13 protein-coding genes are annotated in these 16,737 nt (G+C 62.9%); 6 read left to right on the forward strand and 7 right to left on the reverse strand.

Features of this window, described 5'->3' with window-relative positions; translation table 11 throughout:
- Positions 1-44 precede the first annotated feature (44 nt).
- Genes ABUH87_RS07740 through ABUH87_RS07760 form a run of 5 tightly spaced genes read right to left on the reverse strand, consistent with a single transcriptional unit; the run spans position 45 to position 7,784 of the window.
- Positions 45-2,111: an AIPR family protein gene (locus ABUH87_RS07740; RefSeq protein WP_367772075.1), complete on the reverse strand. Its 2,067-nt coding sequence runs from the start codon at positions 2,109-2,111 to the stop codon at positions 45-47.
- Positions 2,095-3,081, reverse strand: a complete 987-nt coding sequence (locus ABUH87_RS07745) for a PD-(D/E)XK motif protein (RefSeq protein ID WP_367772077.1) — start codon at positions 3,079-3,081, stop codon at positions 2,095-2,097. Before ABUH87_RS07745 ends, ABUH87_RS07740 begins: the two co-directional genes overlap by 17 nt.
- Positions 3,074-5,833, reverse strand: a complete 2,760-nt coding sequence (locus tag ABUH87_RS07750; RefSeq protein ID WP_367772079.1) for a Z1 domain-containing protein — start codon at positions 5,831-5,833, stop codon at positions 3,074-3,076. The genes ABUH87_RS07745 and ABUH87_RS07750 overlap by 8 nt, the downstream gene beginning before the upstream one ends.
- Positions 5,830-7,308, reverse strand: a complete 1,479-nt coding sequence (locus ABUH87_RS07755; RefSeq protein WP_367772084.1) for an ATP-binding protein — start codon at positions 7,306-7,308, stop codon at positions 5,830-5,832. The genes ABUH87_RS07750 and ABUH87_RS07755 overlap by 4 nt, the downstream gene beginning before the upstream one ends.
- A complete protein-coding gene (locus ABUH87_RS07760) occupies positions 7,305-7,784 on the reverse strand; it encodes an HTH domain-containing protein (protein ID WP_367772086.1) in 480 nt (159 codons plus the stop codon). The genes ABUH87_RS07755 and ABUH87_RS07760 overlap by 4 nt, the downstream gene beginning before the upstream one ends.
- Positions 7,785-7,987: 203 nt before the next feature.
- On the opposite strand from ABUH87_RS07760, the gene dcm reads away from it, so the two are divergent.
- Together dcm and ABUH87_RS07770 are read left to right on the forward strand one after the other, a co-directional pair.
- The gene (dcm, locus tag ABUH87_RS07765) at positions 7,988-9,217 is read left to right on the forward strand and encodes a DNA (cytosine-5-)-methyltransferase (protein ID WP_367772088.1); all 1,230 of its coding nucleotides are present in this window, start codon (positions 7,988-7,990) and stop codon (positions 9,215-9,217) included.
- Positions 9,210-9,710: a very short patch repair endonuclease gene (locus ABUH87_RS07770; RefSeq protein ID WP_367772090.1), complete on the forward strand. Its 501-nt coding sequence runs from the start codon at positions 9,210-9,212 to the stop codon at positions 9,708-9,710. The genes dcm and ABUH87_RS07770 overlap by 8 nt, the downstream gene beginning before the upstream one ends.
- Here the strand turns inward: ABUH87_RS07770 and ABUH87_RS07775 are convergent.
- Positions 9,702-10,958 carry a type II restriction endonuclease gene (locus ABUH87_RS07775; RefSeq protein WP_367772092.1) on the reverse strand — a complete coding sequence of 419 codons (1,257 nt, stop codon included), beginning with the start codon at positions 10,956-10,958 and terminating at the stop codon, positions 9,702-9,704. The two genes, ABUH87_RS07770 and ABUH87_RS07775, sit on opposite strands and share 9 nt — an antisense overlap.
- Before the next feature lie 556 nt (positions 10,959-11,514).
- On the opposite strand from ABUH87_RS07775, the gene ABUH87_RS07780 reads away from it, so the two are divergent.
- The 3 genes from ABUH87_RS07780 to ABUH87_RS07790 all read left to right on the forward strand — a co-directional run bounded on the left by ABUH87_RS07780 (position 11,515) and on the right by ABUH87_RS07790 (position 13,677).
- Entirely contained in the window at positions 11,515-12,402 is an 888-nt protein-coding gene (locus tag ABUH87_RS07780) for an ArdC family protein (RefSeq protein ID WP_367772094.1), read from the forward strand.
- Positions 12,399-12,683, forward strand: coding sequence for an RNA polymerase sigma factor (locus tag ABUH87_RS07785; RefSeq protein WP_367772096.1), 285 nt, complete (start codon positions 12,399-12,401; stop codon positions 12,681-12,683). Before ABUH87_RS07780 ends, ABUH87_RS07785 begins: the two co-directional genes overlap by 4 nt.
- An 82-nt stretch (positions 12,684-12,765) precedes the next feature.
- A complete protein-coding gene (locus tag ABUH87_RS07790; RefSeq protein WP_367772098.1) occupies positions 12,766-13,677 on the forward strand; it encodes a HEPN domain-containing protein in 912 nt (303 codons plus the stop codon).
- A 7-nt stretch (positions 13,678-13,684) separates the two neighbouring features.
- Here ABUH87_RS07790 and ABUH87_RS07795 read toward each other — a convergent pair whose 3' ends face one another.
- A complete protein-coding gene (locus ABUH87_RS07795) occupies positions 13,685-14,047 on the reverse strand; it encodes a hypothetical protein (protein ID WP_367772100.1) in 363 nt (120 codons plus the stop codon).
- Between the two features lie 349 nt (positions 14,048-14,396).
- On the opposite strand from ABUH87_RS07795, the gene ABUH87_RS07800 reads away from it, so the two are divergent.
- Positions 14,397-16,502: a DUF3363 domain-containing protein gene (locus tag ABUH87_RS07800; RefSeq protein WP_367772102.1), complete on the forward strand. Its 2,106-nt coding sequence runs from the start codon at positions 14,397-14,399 to the stop codon at positions 16,500-16,502.
- Positions 16,503-16,737: the final 235 nt, after the last annotated feature.

A 16,737-nucleotide genomic window follows, 5' to 3' on the forward strand; every position in this document is an offset into this window, starting at 1 on the left:
TTCAGGTGACGGCAATTTCGGCCTGCGGCAAGCCCGATTCTAGCCTAAGTCGGATAGTACTGCTCCAGCCTGTCTGCGATTGCGACGGCAGCTACGCACTGCCTTTCGGTGGGGATGCGGTCAGGAAGCGACGTGCATGCCTGGAGGATGCCTGCTTCTTTAGGTGCAAGCTTCCCGATCGACTTGCCGAAAGCGAGAAGCTGGGACCAGTACCCGCCGCCCTGGTTTACGACCTCGCGCTGCGCCTCGATGCCGTTAATCTCCCGCTTTGCGACGCGCGTATCCCGATCCACGGCGCGCAGGGCATCGCGCTCGATCACGACCGTGTCGAAGCCTGCATCGTAGGCGACGTTGCGCTTTGCGAGCTCGGCCCAGCACGCCTGCTTCTTCGCCCACTCACTCATGTTCCGGACACCCGTCGGAGGGTTGGTAATCACTTGGTTGGCCGTCTCTGCCGCAGCGAGGAGGGCGCGCTCCAGGTCGGACTGAACCCGCTGCAAGCGCCATACCCCATCGAGATCGATCACCCGTTCGCGGCTGGCGGCATCATGTACGACCTTGGCGATTGCATAGGTTACGATGTTGGCGCGATAGCCGCCGGTGTACCAGGACTGGGCGGGAACAATGCGTTCGAGGTGTCGAAAGATGATCGCCTTGGCGATCAGCCGCTGGAACCAGACTTCGTCAAAGGGGGAGCCGTCGTTCTTGCCCCACTCGTCGCCTATTGCCTTGGCCAGTTCGGCGAAGTTCTTCTGGGCGCCGAAGCTGACAATATGCGGTTTGCAGCGGTACGAGTTCTCAAACTTCGCCAGATCCGTCTTGGTGAAGAACTGTGTCTTCGGAAACATCGCATCGAAGCTCTTGCGCTCGGCCGGAGTGCGACGGCCCCGCTCATCGGCAAACTGGCCGCGTGCGCGCTCGTAGAACCACTTGTGCTCGCGGTATCCTGTGTCGCCGATCGGCGCGAGAATGCGGCGCGAGTATTCCTCCATGCGGATATGGAATGGGTGGTTCGCAAAAAAGTCCGCTGCGTTGACCTTGTTCTGGCTGTTGGCAAACTGCGAGATATTCGGAACGACGGTTTCGGAATGCGCAGGTGGAACTACAGTCAGTTTCATCTGGACATAGACGTCCCTGAGCTGCTCCGCGGCGACCTTGCGCGCGGCGTGAATCGATGCGGTCGTCTGACCGCCATTAACGATCTGGAAGTTGGATGCAGACATCAGGAAAAGGCCTTCCCCGATGGTAGCGACCTCCACGCTTTCGGCGGTCGTGGTCAGGCCGTTGTTATACGAGAAGAACATCGCAGGGTCTTTGCGTATGGTATCCCGGATGCCTCCGTTCACCTTGCCCCGGGCCTGGAGGAAGCTCCGAACGTTAGCCTCGAGCAGGCGCGCGCCCCAACGATCGTAGATCTCGGCCAGCTGCGAGCCGGGGATCACTGCGATGTAGCTTTCGAGTGGAGCGCCATCGATTGATGCGCGCAGCACGGGTATCGCCTCGCCGAAGTCTTCGGCGAAGTCGATAACGAGATCCTCGCGCGTCTGGCCTGACTCAATGAATCGCTGGATTCGTCCAAGGTCCCAAACATTGGAAGTGACGGGAATTTCGCCGATCTTGCCGACGGGCTGCGCGTCGGTCTTTGACTTGTTGATCCGGTTGGTGACCAGGATCAGCTTGATCTTGCTGATCTTCTTCCAGCTGCGCCGGATCAGGTCGGCAAGCACGTAAGCCTGGCTGCTTTCCTCGAGACCATCGCGATATTCGCGGTCGATCGAAGCCATGACGAACTGCACCAGTCGCGACAGGAGGCGGCTTGCATCTGTCTTGCCGATGAAACCGGCTTCGGCATCGCGGTGGAAGTCCGAGATGACGAGACTGAGCACGCCTTCCTCATCGTCGACATCCCAGCCATAGCCATCGACCTGGAGAGGCTTCCGCTTGAAAACGCCCTCATGATAACACTGCGCAAAGGAGGAAAGCTCGCCGGACTCGTCGAGGATTTCTCCCATCTTCTCGAGAAAGGCTTCGGTCGTAATCAGCCCCTGTGCATCAGCCTCCCCCTGAACCTCAGCGAGGAACTCGCGATGAAAGTCATTCAGCTCGTCCATTCCCCATCCCCTGTGTAATCTGCATGTCGAGCGCTCCCGGCTCGATCTGAAAAGGTGCGCATGCGTCCAGCGCGATGCTGTACCGGACACCTGACACGCCCGGCTTCAGCGGGGTTGTGACACGTGGAAAATCGCCGATGACCTGGAATTCGGTCGTCTTGCCGATTGTCCATCGGCGGTCAGTGTAGTCGTCATCGAAGTCGAAGCCCGAGTCAATCAGCGCCTGCTCCCACAGCCGGTAGGCTTCAGGTTCCGCCGCTTCATAACGCTTCTCCAGCTCCAGGACGTGATCGGTCAGCGTCCTGCCATCCGGCTTTACCGCCGCGTCGACTGCGGAGACGACCAGATGCAGGCTGCAGCCGTCGATGTCGGACAGCTGGTCCTCGGAGGAAATCTGAACAAACGGCTTCGCCGCGCCACGGCGTGCCTTTACCTCCACGAGGCAGCGATCGAGCTCGAAGTCCTTGGAGCTGCCGGATGGTCCTTTCCAGGCTTCGATCGCAGGAAACGCTCCCACCAGATCAACCAGTCGCCGCAGGAACTGCAGTTCACCGAGCAGTCCACGCTGCTCCTCGATGCTCAGCAGGTTGTTCCGGCCTCCCCGAAGAAGGTGGTGCCAGCGCATTGCGCGCCGCACCGCCCGGTTCAGAGCATCCGCATTGTCATTCGCTGGCTCACCGGCACGGACGATGTCGAGGCACAGGTTGTGAAACAGCTCCCGCTGGTCCGCATCTTTCAGAAAGACGACGAGGGCACGGCCACCGGCTACGTCCTGAAACTTCAGCTCGAGATTGCGAAGTTTCGGCAAGGGTTTGGGCTCGACCACGCCGGGTGCGATCCGCAGCAACAGCCCGGGTTCAGCCTTGCCGGAGATAATCCAGAAGAAATCGTGCTTCCCATCCGGGTCGACGCGCCGCGCATCTACCGAGCCGGGAGACAGTGCGGCCCAAGGATCATTTCCTTCAGTCATCGAGGCTGTCCTCATCGGCGTCATCGTCCCCGAAGAGCTCGCGAAGTGCGACTGGATTAAGAATGTACTCGACCTTCCGGTCGGGCCGCGCCGAGATCGGGAAGCTCAGTGCCCAGGCCACCACCGGCTCTGTCGGAACCGAGGCGGCAAGCTCACCGGGCAGATCTCCGCTCTTGAGACTGATATTGTAGAGCACGAGCAGCGGGCGACTGCGCTTCGCACGATAGATGCGGTCAGGATAGTTCAGCCGTCCGCGATCCGCGGCGCCCTCCTTCTTTGCCAGCTCCTCGCGCTCATACGCCGTCTCGACCAGCTCTGCGACCTCCGGCGCGAGGCCGACCTTTTCGACGCCGCGGGAAGAGAGCCGGGCCTTTTTGCCGCTGATGGCGAGAACGCCGCGTTTCAGTTCCTGCTCACCCAGGCTGCGCTGCGGCGGGATGATTGACCATCCTTCAATATCATTTGCAGTCCTGTCCGCGCCCGGCTGCAGGCTGGCGATGAGGATATCCCATGCGCCGAGCTCGTCCTGAGCGCGTTCAGAGATGTACTTTCGAACGGGGCGGGTGTCGGTCAACACCGATTCCCGTTCATTTTCGAACGAGCGCAGGAACGCGTCAACATGCTGCCATGACACGTCCCGTAGCAGGTGCCCACCGGCCACCTTCTCGGCACTGTCCGGCGTGTGCCCGTCGGAGGCGAGATCCTTCAGAAGCTGGTCGCGCGCCCCACGGTTGAGTTGCAGCGTTCGCGGTGCCGCTGACAGCTTCACGGTTTCGATGAAGCTGTTCGAGAGGCCCACCATCACCTGCTTCTGACCCGCACCCATCTTGTTGCGCGCGGTGACCATGAGGGCGCTGGGGTGGCTTCGCACCGCGAGACCGAACTGCTCAGGCGTCGCGTTCGACTGCTGCATGCGCTTCAGCTCAAGCTGGAGCTCCTCGGTCGCCTCTCCGATATGGGCGTACCAGGAGGCGGCTTCCTGCGGCATCCAGATGCGGCACAGGTCTTCATAGTCGGGGCGATAGCCGAACCAGCGGCCCATCTGCATCAGCGTGTCGTACATGACCGAACTGCGCAGGAAGTAGGACACGGTCAGCCCTTCAAGCGTGAGCCCGCGCGACAGGGAGAATCCCCCGACGGCGATTACTGTTTGTCCTGCGCCGCCACCCTCGTAATCAAGCCCGGCAGAAGAGGCCGCGTTGACGGCGACCACCTGCGCCGAAGCGATGACCGGTAGCAGGCCTTCACAAACCTGCTCCCAGGTCGCGCCGGCACCGGCATATTCCTCTTCCCAGCACCGGCGAATTTCGCCGATCTCTGCATTGTACTCCGCTGCATCCGCCCTGCCGCCATCCACACGGACAGCGTCCTCGATCTCCTTGAGCTTCTCGTGCAGCCGGTTGCGGATCAGGCCCTGGACGCCGGTGAAGCGTGAGGCGTTGACGAGCATCGAGGCGTGCTGGCCTGCTTGCCCGCGCACATTGCGGATGACTCGCGCAATGAGGAACGAACGCAGCGCGTCGAGCATGCTGTCGGGAAGCGCGGTCAGCACATGATCGATCTTGTGCTTCACGGGAAGCACGTCGCCGTTGTCACCGATGTAGCGGATATGGTCGGGACGCACTTCCTCCTCATCAGGGATGCCGTCGATGAACACCTTGCGTGCGCCAAAGTAGTTGGTCGGCGCGTCGAGGCCGAAGATGAAGTGGCGCGGGAACAGATCCTGCCCCTTCACCTCGTCATCGGTGTCGGGATCAATGAAGATGTTCGCGAAGGGGGTCGCTGTGTACCCCACATAGCAGCTGCGCCGGAACAGCGCGAGCAGCTCGCGAATCTGTCCGTTGATGCGGGAGGTCTCGCCCTTGCCGTACTTGATGTCGATCGAGGCATTGTCCGCCTCGTCGTCGATCAGCAGCATCGGCTGGTCAACCATGTCGCTGCCATGAGCCGTGCTATGCTCCTTGAGCCAATCAACCAGATTGGCAAGCGTCGCGGAATTCTTCTTAATCACGAGCACGACCGGCACCGCGTACGAGGCGATCTGACTCGTGTTGGTCGTTGCGGTCGCCCGGTTAAAATCCTTGAGCGTCGTCGTGAGGCTTACCGGTGCCTTTCGGTCGTCAAACTTCCCGACCCCGATGGCGCGCGGCCTGTCCTTGGTTTCCTTCTTCTCAAGGCGGCCGGTGTCCCGGCCGACAAACCCCTCATCGATGCGCATCTGGGTCTGGTTGCGCAGGTTGTTGTGGATGCCCGCAATAACCACGATCAGGCGGTAGCCCGCATCGGCAGCCTTGCAGATCAGACCGGTGTAGTTCTGTGTCTTGCCGCTCTGGACGTGGCCGACCACCATGCCCTTGCGATCCCAGGGGCCTGGCTCTTCCGGATTGCCCATCCGGTCGAGGATGCTGTCCGTGATCGTGTCAGTGGACGTGATTACGTCGGCCGGGAGCCGCTTCGACTGGAGCAGCTTCTTGTAGCGGCTCCAGTAGTGCGGATCGATGTGCGCGCGCGCCTCGTGGAGCCAGGGCCTGAACTCGGGCGTGTCGACGATTGCTCCGACACCCATGTAGATCCCGTTACGCTCCTCGAGCAAGCGAGCGAGACGTTCAGCCTGCTCGTCCGACACCTCGCCGAACATCGGCAGGGCACGCATCTGATCAATCATCGCGCGAATGCTTGCGGCCGTACGATCCTTTTCGCGAAGCACCATCGGCGACACCGTCTCCTCAAGGAGCTCGAGGGCCTCACTCATTCACCTTCTCCCTGGTCTGCAATCTGGCGGATAATGGCGCTTGCCGCGCCCCAGTTGGTCCGGAACAGCTCGATCGGATGAAGCCGGTCGAGGATTTCGTCAGTCGTATGCCCCTGGTCCTTCAGCATCCGCACCATCGCTCCTGCGAGCTGGCTTAGGACGCCATCATCGGCATCATCAGCCTGCACCTCCTCTGCGGAGCCTGCGAAATCTGCGTGGAGCGACGCGATCGGCACTGTCGAGCCGAGTAGCCCGATGATGTTGGCGAACTCATCCTGCAGGCCGGCCGGCAGCCGGGCGGAGAAATCTGCCAGAACGGGGTGGCTTGCATCCGGACGGTAGATAATCGCGCCGTCGCGCTGGATGCGGTGCCAAAGGGGCAGGTAATCGTGATCGACGAGTTTCTGACCGCGGCGCTGGTAGGTTCGCTTCGAGGTCATCGATAGCCGTTCGACGAGATTGCGCATCCGCTCCCTGACCGCGGGAGGAAGCTGCGCGGAGGCCTTCTTGACGTCGATCTTCCACTCCGAATCCATCGTGTTCGGGATGTCGACGCGAATACGGCAGAGCTTGGTGAGTTCAGTCTGACGGGCAAGCCCAAGCCAGCTGCCGGTGATAATCAGCCGGCGGCCGCGATACACGTAGAAGCCCTGCGAGCGGAGATGCCCCTCCGGGCCGCCGAGGTCCTCCCACTCCCCCCTCGATACAGACTTGTGGTGGGGCAGGGTGAAGCACTGAAACTCCACCGAGCCGCAGGCCATGTCGAGGCAATCGACGCGGTCTGCCTGATGGCCGGCGAAGCTCCTCCCGAACGGATCGACCGGCTCGAGGCGGCGACCATTGAGCCAGAGCTCGAGAGGGGGGCGGTCGTCGGACATGAACCGGTGGAAGACGAGCCGCAGGTGACGCTCGGCCTGTGCGATCGCCCGATTGATGTGGGTAGCGCGACCGGCGTCATTGCCTTCTATCCCACCGGCGAGACGGTCCAGATCACGCCAGATCACGAGCGTGCCATTTCCCTCGAGGCGGTCAGCCCATGGCTGTCCGTCCAGACTCTCGTGGAGCTCGATCTCCCAGCGATTGGTGCGGGCAACGAGATCGAGGTCCCAGGTAGCGCCTGCGCTCACGCCGTTCTTGCGGGTCAGCACCGTCAGCCGCTTACACTGTGAGAAGCTGGCACTCTTGAGACCGAGCCCGAAACGGCCGAGGTCGTCCACCCCGCGCTCTTCCAGCGGGTTGCGGGATCCCGGACGCATGGCCTCTATGAGCTGTTCGAGCGTCATGCCGCTGCCGTTGTCAAGGATACCAATCGCCTGATCCGCACCAGACAGATCCGTGAGGATCTCGATCCGCTTCGCGCCGGCAGTGATCGAATTGTCGAGGATGTCGGCAAGCGCCGTCTCGCAGGAGTATCCGATATCACGCAGGCTCTGGATCAGGGATGCGGCATGTGGCGTCGCGTCGGCAATTTTCATCGGGGTAATTCTGTCCTCCGGCTCCACTTCGTCCCTCGCACTCTTAACCGCCGGTTTCCGACGGCGGGGCACCCACCCGCTTCACCCGGGCAACCCGCGTTTCCATACGACGATGCGACAGGTCCCGTGGTCCGCATCAGACGGACCCCGGCGCCACGAAGTGCGTCGCGCAGGCGCTTTGCAGTCCGCCGGCTCACACCGAACTCAGCTGCGATCTTGTCCAGCGTCAGCCGGTCACCAGATTCCTCAAGAAGATGCACCAGCCTCAGGGCGCGTCGAAGCTTGCCCATACCGGCCCTGACTACTTGCCCCGACATGTTGCCCCCATGCGAGCGAAACTGTCGCTGCAGGGGTCGGAAAACAACAGGAAAGAATTTCAAGTCGGTAAAGAAGACCAGGATTGAGGCACTTTCTTGATTTCGACGCCAATCGCGTGCGCAGGACGACCGCCAGAGGGGCCTGCTTGGCTTCGCCATCACAATGTTCTTCTTGCGGGACCGTCTGCTGTCCCTGCGGCAATGCCGGTGACAGATGTTCAGGGGGGCGGGTCGGCCGGTCCAGTCCGATCATGACGATGCAAACTGTGAACATCTATAGAACATACTTGCCCTTCGGGAGGTCAGATGCCATCCTGTCCGAAATCGACCCAGAGGTGGGTTTGATGCTCAAGGAGTATTGTATGAGCAATCCAGCCTGCGGCTTTGCAGGAGATTTCAGCCGCTCGGGACTGTCCATGTCCGAGGCCAAGGCAGAGCTCGGGCTGACGGAGCGCCAGATCCGGCGGTATCTTTCCGGCGAGTGCAAAGTGCCCAAACTGGTGGAGGATCGGGTGCGGCAGATGGCATCCGCAAGAATGGCGCAACGCCTCGCTGCACCGGCATTCCGGTTCATCGATCTGTTCGCCGGAATTGGCGGCCTGCGGCTGGGGTTCGAGGCGCTCGGCGGGAAGTGCGTTTTCACCAGCGAGTGGGACAAGTGGTCTCAGGAGACCTACCGGCGCAACTTCCCGGATGGTGACGACCACGTCATGGCCGGCGATATCCGGCCATACGGCGCAAAGCCCTCGCTCATTCCTGAATTTGATGTGCTACTCGCCGGTTTTCCGTGCCAGCCTTTCTCGCTGGCCGGCGTGTCAAAGAAGAATTCCCTGGGCCGCAAGCACGGCTTCGAGGACGAGAAGCAGGGTAACCTGTTCTTCGAGATCGAGCGCATCCTGAGTTATCATCGTCCTGCCGCCTTCTTGCTCGAAAATGTCAAACACCTCCAGCGGCACGACGGCGGACGAACGTTCGCGGTTATACGGCGGACGCTCGAGAAGGATCTCGGCTACACGATCGACTTCAAGGTTATCAGCTCGGCGCCTTGGGTTCCGCAGAAGCGGGAGCGCATCTTCATCGTGGGCTTCCGCGACGACGTAGGCTTCAGCTTTGATGATTTTGATCGCATGCTGCCGCCCGAGAGCGAATGGCCCAAGCTCGGCGCTATCCTTCAGTCACATAACGAGATCGATTCCAAGTATACGCTTACGCCCCGGCTCTGGCAGTATCTGCAGGACTATCGTCTCAAGCACGAGGGTAAGGGCAACGGCTTTGGTTACAGCATGTTCGGTCCTGACGACGTTACCCGGACGCTGTCGGCACGCTATCACAAGGACGGCTCCGAGATCCTGATCGAGCAGAAGGATACCCGGCCGCGGCGGCTCACCCCGACCGAGTGCGCGCGGCTCATGGGCTTCGAGCACAGCGCGCGAGAATGGTTCATCCCTGTGTCCGACACACAGGCCTATCGCCAGTTCGGCAATGCCGTTGCCGTTCCCAAGGTGGAGGCGATCGCACGTTATATGGAGCCGTGGCTCCGCAAGGCACTCGAGCTCGAGAGCGATCCGGTGCGGCAGCGCAAGGTTGCCTGACGTCGTCGCACCGGAAGTCCGAAGCCGGATGATGTCCGGCATCCGGGGCAGGGACACTCGTCCCGAGATGCTGTTGCGGAAGGGCATCTTTGCTATGGGGTGGCGGTACCGGCTGCATGCACGCCATCTCGCGGGAAAGCCCGATCTGGTATTCTCCGCCCGACGGGCGCTGATTTTCGCGAACGGCTGCTTCTGGCACGGCCATGACTGCCACCTGTTCAAATGGCCAAAGACGCGCGAGGTTTTCTGGCGCGAGAAGATCGGCGCGAACATCCGGCGCGATGCCCGGGTGCGCGAACAGCTGCGCGCTGAAGGCTGGCGCATCCTCGAGGTTTGGGAATGCACACTCAAGGGGCGGGAGCGCAGGCCGCTCGAGGATGTTCTGGCTTGCTGCGACGCTTTCCTGCGAGGCGACGATCCCTTCTGCAGTATCGGCCCGGACCGGCGCGTGCCGGCCGAAAGCGGGGGCGCCGCAGACGGGTGCTCAGAGTAGCGTGTCGCCCCCGGCCTCGCGGTCCGCGACTGATCTCGCGAGCTCCAGAAATTCGGCAATTTCGGTCAGCTCGGGCTGCTGCGCGGTTCGGTAGGAACTGTGGAGCGGGCGCGGCAGAACGAGTTGCAGCCTCTCCTTGCGCATCTCCTTGGTCTGGGTCTGTGATATGCCAGGTTCGAGCGTCAGCAGGTGCTTTCGCTCGATGCGATCTGCTTCCGCCAGTACCTGCCGCCAGCGATCTTTGCAGCTGGTCTTCACGCCCAGCATCAGCAGCCGGTCAGCCGGCCAGTTCGCATCATGATAGCGGTTCTCACCCGGGAAAAGGAAATCGGGGCCGTTGCGCTTCTCCGTGGTCGCCTCGCGCTTGTGCGGGATCCCGTGCGCTTCGAGCAGCGCTTCCACATGGTGACCCAAAGCGTAGCCCGCGCGCGACTTGCGCCGGTTCTGTACTTCAAGTGAGTAACGCACAAATCCGTCCACGTCCGCAACATCATCGACCACAAAGCCTTTCCGAAGACGTTCGCCTACGATGTGGCGCTCGTAGGTCATGAACAGCCGCTCCTCGACATCCATCCAGGTGAGCAGCGCCTGATCAGGGTCGGTTGTGGGATCAATCTCGCCAGCAAGGTTTCGCGCGAAAGCGGAGAACTTCCGTGTAGGCGGGAGGCCCGACGGGAACGCCTCGAGCAGCCGATCAAGCCATTCATCTGCGCTGGTGATGACTTCGACATCTGCAAGCTCGAGCACATACCGGGCGGCCATGTCCACGGCCCGCCCCTCTACCTCGCGCAGATCTCGCTGGACAAGATCCTTGCCGCGCAGATCGAGACCGAACAGCCAGAGAAGCTGCTGCTCGATCGAGCTGCCGCTGGCGCAGAGCAACGCGAGCAGCGAATCTTCCTTTCCCATGCACAGGAACAGGGTGTCGCCCTGCTTTGCACGGTAGACGACCTCCTCCGCATCCGCCGGATAGTAGAGGCGGTACTCCGGGCCCCGATGTCCCTTGCCGCGCCGGCTGTCGTACCAGGTGGCGGAACGGGAGAGTACAAGCGGCGGCTCGTCATCCGACAGCCAGACAAACTTGACGGGCACGCGAATTTTGTCCGTCGGGATCCCGAGAAATGCGCGAAAGCTGTCGACGCCCTGAAACTCGTGTCCACGAGAGACCTTCGGATCCACTTCGGTGCCGGTAACGCTCTTTACGCCGACTCCGACGAAATACTGGGAAAGTGATCCGGACTTCATCATACAGACACCTGGGAGCTGACCCTCAGCTATGCAGTGGTTCGAAGCAATCGGCCAGTCAAGGCCGCACGCTGGATCCAGCAGGGGACCTCGAACCGTTGCAACGCCCGTCCTATGATCGGTCATCAGGCCTCGGTCTAATCCAGGAGCGGGAGGGCAGGGGCGTCTCAGGCCTGACGGCCTGACCGCGCTCTACCTACGCTGACGCTCCGGCCGAGCCGCCTTGCGGCGTCTCGTCGGCAAAGCCGTCACGATCGCTGGCGCGGTTCCGTGCCGCCTTGAGCGGCCCGGTGGCGGGACGCAGGCGCGTCCCTTCGGTGGACGCCCGCGTGAAGCTCGGGCGGCGCTGAGCCTTTGGCTCCAAGGTGGCGGGGGGCGTCGCTGCCCTGTAGCCCCGCCTCGGCAAGCCGCAACCCGTCCGCTGCGCTCCGGGTCCTCCACTCCGTTTCTGCCCTTCGGGTGCGCCCCGCCTTCAACCGGCGGGGCTGTCGGTCCGCTCCTGCCGCCCCCCGCCACCCTGGCGCCGGTCAATGGCGGTTGAAGGAAGGAGTGAAGGAGCATGGCCAAGACCGAACGTGGCAGCCTCTATGGTGAGGTCACTGCCAGGATCATTGCCGAGCTGGAGCAAGGCCGCTTGCCTTGGGTGCAGCCGTGGGATGCGTCGAAGTGCCCGTGCACGATGCCGCACAATGCTGGGTCCGAGCGTAACTACTCCGGCATCAACGTGCTGATCCTGTGGGCCGCCGGTGTGGCACAAGGATACGGTTCGCAGCGCTGGCTGACCTACAAGCAGGCGGAGAAGGCGGGCGGTCACGTGCGCCGCGGTGAGCATGGAACCGTTATCTGCTATGCTGATCGCTTCACGCCGCGCGCCGAGGCCGAGAGGGCGGGGGACGAGGATCGCGAGGCGCGCACGGTTGCGTTCCTGAAGCGCTTCACCGTCTTCAACGTCGACCAGTGCGAGGGCTTGCCCGAAGATCTGACCTGCGCACCGGCACCGATTGATCCGGTGCTGGCAGTCGAACAAGCTGATGCCGTCATCCGCAATTCTGGTGCCGACTTGCGGGTCGGAGGCGGCGAAGCCTACTACGCTCCCGGGCAGGACTTCGTGGCGGTGCCACACCAGATTGCCTTTCATGCCGGCATCGACTGGTACCGCAGTGCGTTGCATGAACTGGGGCATTGGACCGGTCACGCCAGCCGTCTCAATCGCGACCAGACGGGCGCTTTCCGGTCCGCTGCCTACGCCCGCGAAGAGCTGGTGGCCGAGATGGCGAGTGCCTTTACTTGCGCGTCTCTCGGCATCCAGCCGACCGTACGCCATGCCGACTACATTGGTGCCTGGCTCGAGGTCCTGCGGGCCGACGAGAAGGCGATCTTTCGTGCAGCCAGCGCTGCCAGCAAGGCGGCCGACTACCTTCTCGGGCACAGGGAGGGCGCAGCATGATCCGGCACCTCGCCTTTTTTCACCAGCATCTGCGCGAGCTGTTCCTCAAGAACGCCTCACCCGACATTGCCGATCCCGATCTGCGACGGCTGGCGCGTGCCTTAGCCTCGCTGCCCGACCGCCAGCACGAGGTGTTTCGCCTCGCTCGCTTCGGGGGGCTACGGCCACAGGCGATCGCCGCCCACCTTGGTATTTCCGAGGATGCGGCGAGCCGGGAATTAGTGCTCGCATTGCAGATGATCGGTCGCTCGGTGCGGCGCCAAAAGCGCAAAGGATGGTGATCACGGCACGGCCGATCCCTTGCGGGATCGGCCGTGTCACTTTGCGCTTGGCAGCAGGCGTGCGAAGGGCGATTCTGACACCATGAAGACCAGCCTCGATCATCTGCCGCAGGGCAAGCGCGCCGAGCTCGCGCATGTGGTCGAGGTCGTCCGCGAGGGCTTCGCTTTTGCCACCGCGCGGCGCACGCAGCCGCACTTGCGCGAGGCCGGGCTGCTCAAGATCATCCTGTTCGGCAGCTACGCGCGCGGCGACTGGGTCGAGGACCCGGTAGGCCGCTACTTCTCCGACTACGACTTGCTCGTGGTCGTCAATAGCGACGATCTCACCGACGTCGCCGAGTTCTGGGAGAAGACCGAAGGACGACTGCTTGCGGAGCTCTCAGACGCCAGGCAGCTGCGAACGCCGGTAAGCCTGATCTATCACAGCCTCGACGATGTGAACGACAAGCTGCGGCTCGGGCGCTACTTCTTCATGGACATTCTCAAGGATGGCATTGTGCTGTTTGAGGAGGCTGGGCACCCCTTCGTAGAGCCGCAACCGCTCTCGCCAGAGCAAGCGCTGCAGGAGACGAAGGAGTACTTCGAAGAGTGGTTCGAAAGCGCAGAACAGTTCCTAATCCACGCCACGGATGCGGCACAGCGAGGGTGGTTGAACAAGTCTGCTTTCGAGATGCATCAGGCAGTAGAGAGGCTCTATCACTGCCTCTTTCTGGTCCGCACGCTGTACAGCCCCAAGACCCATAATCTCAACCGGCTGCGCGACATGGCCGAGGAGCTGGAACCACGCCTGAAGGCGGTCTGGCCGCGCGAAAACCGCTTCCAGAAGCGATGCTATGCGCTTCTGCGGGACGCCTATGTGAAGGCCCGCTACTCGCGATCCTACGTCATCACCGCCGAGCAGCTCGACTGGATCGCCAGCCGGGTCGCGGTGCTGCAGGAGGTGGTCCGGCAGGCCTGCGAGAGCCGGATCGAGACCCTCGCCAAGGCTGCCTGACGCTTCCTCAAGCGGCCTCATCCACCACGATGTCTAGCGTCAGCTGCAGCACGTTGTCATCGTCTGCAGCGGCGTGTGGCTGCACGGTCTCGGTGCCGCACGCAAGCGTGATCCAGTCGAAATTCCAGTCCAGTTCCAGCACGTCCCGCATGCCTTCACGGGTGATCCGGACCAGCGCGGCACCCTCAGTGGAAAGGGTGAAGCGGCATGTGGCTGCACTCTCTGGATAGTGCCCGTGGACCAGCGTTCCGTCGGAGAATGCGAGCGAAAAGCCGTCGATGATCGCACGCTCCGGCACATCAAGTAGGGTTACGATATCGCCCGTCAGGTGCAGCCTCTGGTCTGCTCCCGGCTCGATCCGCACTGCCATGGTCCTGTCCTCCTTCACGACTCACATCCACGCGCAGGCATAGAACAAAACAGGAACTATGAGAATGCGCAACGACGGTGCCAGCGATGGACCAGAAGTGCGGATAGCTGCGGAGTTGGGGAAGGGGTGCCGAAAAAGGCGGGTAGGGCAAGATAAAGGCCGGCACGCTTCGTCGCGTTTGCCGGGCCAAATGCCTGTCTGCACATCATTTTTGGGCGAGACGGTTTGTCTCGCAAGGACGGCACCAGGGAGACAATCCCGGCACCCTGGTGGGCAAAGGCCGCAGCGAAGCTGGGCTCGTGTGCGAGACACTTGAGCCGGGCCGGACCCGGTCCTCATATGCTCAATCATGCCACAGGACGACGACCGCTTCGAGCCTCGCGTGGGCCGCTCGCGCCGCGACAGCGTGCGGGCACCGAGCACGCGCGACATGCGCGGGCGCGTGCTCGAGCAGGTCGCCCGGCGCGGCGGCAATCCACGAGGCGGCGGGCCGAAGTTGGCGGGCACGCACGGGGCGTCTTCGGGGCGCTTCAACGCGCGTGGGCGCGGAGCCAAGATCGCCGCTGTCCTACCGCGCGGGAGCGGCTGGACGATCGACCGTGGCTCGGGCCTCAAGGTGCGCCCGCGCCGGGTCGCGGTGAAGGCGCGCGTGGTCAAGCTTGCCGGCAAGGCGACGGCGGTCGCGCGGCACGTCAATTATCTGGAGCGCGACGGTGTCACCCGCGATGGTGGGCCGACGCGCTTCTACTCGACCTTTGCCGACGAAGCGGATGCCAAGGCCTTTGCCGAGCGCGGTGCCGAGGATCGCCACCAGTTTCGCTTCATCGTCTCGCCCGAAGACGGACGTGAGTTTGGTGACCTCAAGAACTTTACGCGCGACCTCATGGCGAGGATGGAACAGGATCTTGCCACCAACCTCGACTGGGTGGCGGTCGATCACTTCGACACAGGGCACCCACATACCCATGTCCTGGTGCGCGGGGTGACCGAGGACGGCAAGACGCTCAACATCGCCGGCGACTACATCGCCCGTGGCATCCGCGCCCGCGCCAGCGAGATCATGACGCGTGAGTTGGGCCCGCAGAGCGAGATCGAGGTACGCCAGCAGCTGTCACGGGAAGTCGAGGCCGAGCGGCTCACCCGCCTCGACCGCGATCTGCTCAGCCAAGCGAAGGACAACGTCGTCGACCTCTCGCACATCGAAGGGCCGATGGCTGGCGACGCCGAGTACCAGCAGCTGCTCGTGGGACGCGCGCGTGTGCTTGAGCGTATGGAACTGGCAACCAAGAGCGGACCGCTGTCGTGGACGCTCGATCGTGCCACCGAGCAGACCCTGTCCGACATGGGCCGGCGCGGCGACATCGTTCGCACATTGCACCAGCGCGTCAAGCTCGACCTCGTGGGAGATCTGTTCGATCGTGTCAGAAGCGGGAAGCGGCCTGTCGGACCGTCCTCCGAGCGCCTTGTGGTGCATGAGCCGGCCAAGATCCGCGCGCCCGTCCCGGAGCTGCCGTCCGGACCTGTCATCGGGAAGGTCGTGGGGCGCGGGGCTGCCGACGAGGATCACGAACGGCGCTACCTGGTTGTGGATGGCGTAGATGGGCGCAGCCACTACCTCGACATCGGCACCACCGAGCAGACACTCCCCACTGGAGCCACAGTGCGGCTTGATCCCAAGCAGGTGGACGTTCGCGCGGTCGATCGCACGATCGTCGCGGTCGCGGCCGCCAGTGGCGGCAAGTACGATGTCGACTTTCACCTGAAGCACGATCGCAACGCGACGGAGGATTTCGCCGAAGCGCATGTCCGGCGCCTCGAAGCCATTCGCCGCGCCACCGGCAAGCCGGAGCGCCAGCCCAGTGGCACCTGGATCATTGCACCCGATCACCTCGACAGGGTGCTGACCTACGAGCAAGGCAAGCAGCGTGCCGAGCCTTACCGCATCCAGGTGCTCTCGCCGATGCCAATCGAAAAGCTGGTGCATGCTCACGCCGAGACCTGGCTCGACCGTGAGCTCACCGCACCCGCGAAGAGCGAGCTGGCGCCGACCGGGTATGGCGGCGAGGTGCGCAAGGTGCTGCGCCTGCGCCAGCAGTGGCTGATAGAGCAGGGTCTTGCCAGCCAGCAGGGTGAAGACGTAGTCTACCGCCGCAATCTGCTCCGCGTGCTCCGCGAACGGGAGGTGAGGGCGGTTGCGGGCCAGCTCTCGGGCGAGTTGGGCCTGCGCTTTGTCGAGGCCAAGCCGAACCAGCCAATCGAGGGTACCTTCAAGCGCAGCCTCGATCTCACCTCGGGCAAGTACGCGCTGATCGAGAAGAGCCGCGACTTCACGCTGGTGCCCTGGCGGCCTGAGCTCGAGAAGTACGTCGGGCGAAGCGTCTCGGGGCTGATGCGCGAGAGTGGCTCGATCAGTTGGTCGCTGGGGCGCAGCCGTGGCCCGAGCATCGGCATGTAGTGGCGCCCACGCACGAGCGGCATCGAACCGAGCCCATCTGACCCCATCTGGGCCATTCTCGAAATCGGTACGCGGCAGGATACTGGCGCGCGGTGGCGAACCGGTTTTCCCCTGGGCCGGTTCGTCACCACCTAACTTTTCGAGCAGGTGCCATGGCCCGAACCTACAAGACCCGTCACCAGCTGTTCTTGCCCGAGGACATGAGCAAGCGGCTCGCGCACATTGCGGAGAGTTC

Source organism: Novosphingobium rhizovicinum (assembly GCF_040813635.1).
In the GTDB taxonomy this organism is placed as follows: Bacteria; Pseudomonadota; Alphaproteobacteria; order Sphingomonadales; family Sphingomonadaceae; genus Novosphingobium; species Novosphingobium rhizovicinum.

Bases quoted from the DNA above. Each gene is read 5' to 3' on its own strand.
- ABUH87_RS07740 (WP_367772075.1), bottom strand. From the start codon at position 2,111: ATGGACGAGCTGAATGACTTTCATCGCGAGTTCCTCGCTGAGGTTCAG.
- ABUH87_RS07745 (WP_367772077.1), bottom strand. From the start codon at position 3,081: ATGACTGAAGGAAATGATCCTTGGGCCGCACTGTCTCCCGGCTCGGTA.
- ABUH87_RS07750 (WP_367772079.1), bottom strand. From the start codon at position 5,833: ATGAGTGAGGCCCTCGAGCTCCTTGAGGAGACGGTGTCGCCGATGGTG.
- ABUH87_RS07755 (WP_367772084.1), bottom strand. From the start codon at position 7,308: ATGAAAATTGCCGACGCGACGCCACATGCCGCATCCCTGATCCAGAGC.
- ABUH87_RS07760 (WP_367772086.1), bottom strand. From the start codon at position 7,784: ATGGCGAAGCCAAGCAGGCCCCTCTGGCGGTCGTCCTGCGCACGCGAT.
- dcm (WP_367772088.1), top strand. From the start codon at position 7,988: ATGAGCAATCCAGCCTGCGGCTTTGCAGGAGATTTCAGCCGCTCGGGA.
- ABUH87_RS07775 (WP_367772092.1), bottom strand. From the start codon at position 10,958: ATGATGAAGTCCGGATCACTTTCCCAGTATTTCGTCGGAGTCGGCGTA.
- ABUH87_RS07780 (WP_367772094.1), top strand. From the start codon at position 11,515: ATGGCCAAGACCGAACGTGGCAGCCTCTATGGTGAGGTCACTGCCAGG.
- ABUH87_RS07785 (WP_367772096.1), top strand. From the start codon at position 12,399: ATGATCCGGCACCTCGCCTTTTTTCACCAGCATCTGCGCGAGCTGTTC.
- ABUH87_RS07790 (WP_367772098.1), top strand. From the start codon at position 12,766: ATGAAGACCAGCCTCGATCATCTGCCGCAGGGCAAGCGCGCCGAGCTC.
- ABUH87_RS07795 (WP_367772100.1), bottom strand. From the start codon at position 14,047: ATGGCAGTGCGGATCGAGCCGGGAGCAGACCAGAGGCTGCACCTGACG.
- ABUH87_RS07800 (WP_367772102.1), top strand. From the start codon at position 14,397: ATGCCACAGGACGACGACCGCTTCGAGCCTCGCGTGGGCCGCTCGCGC.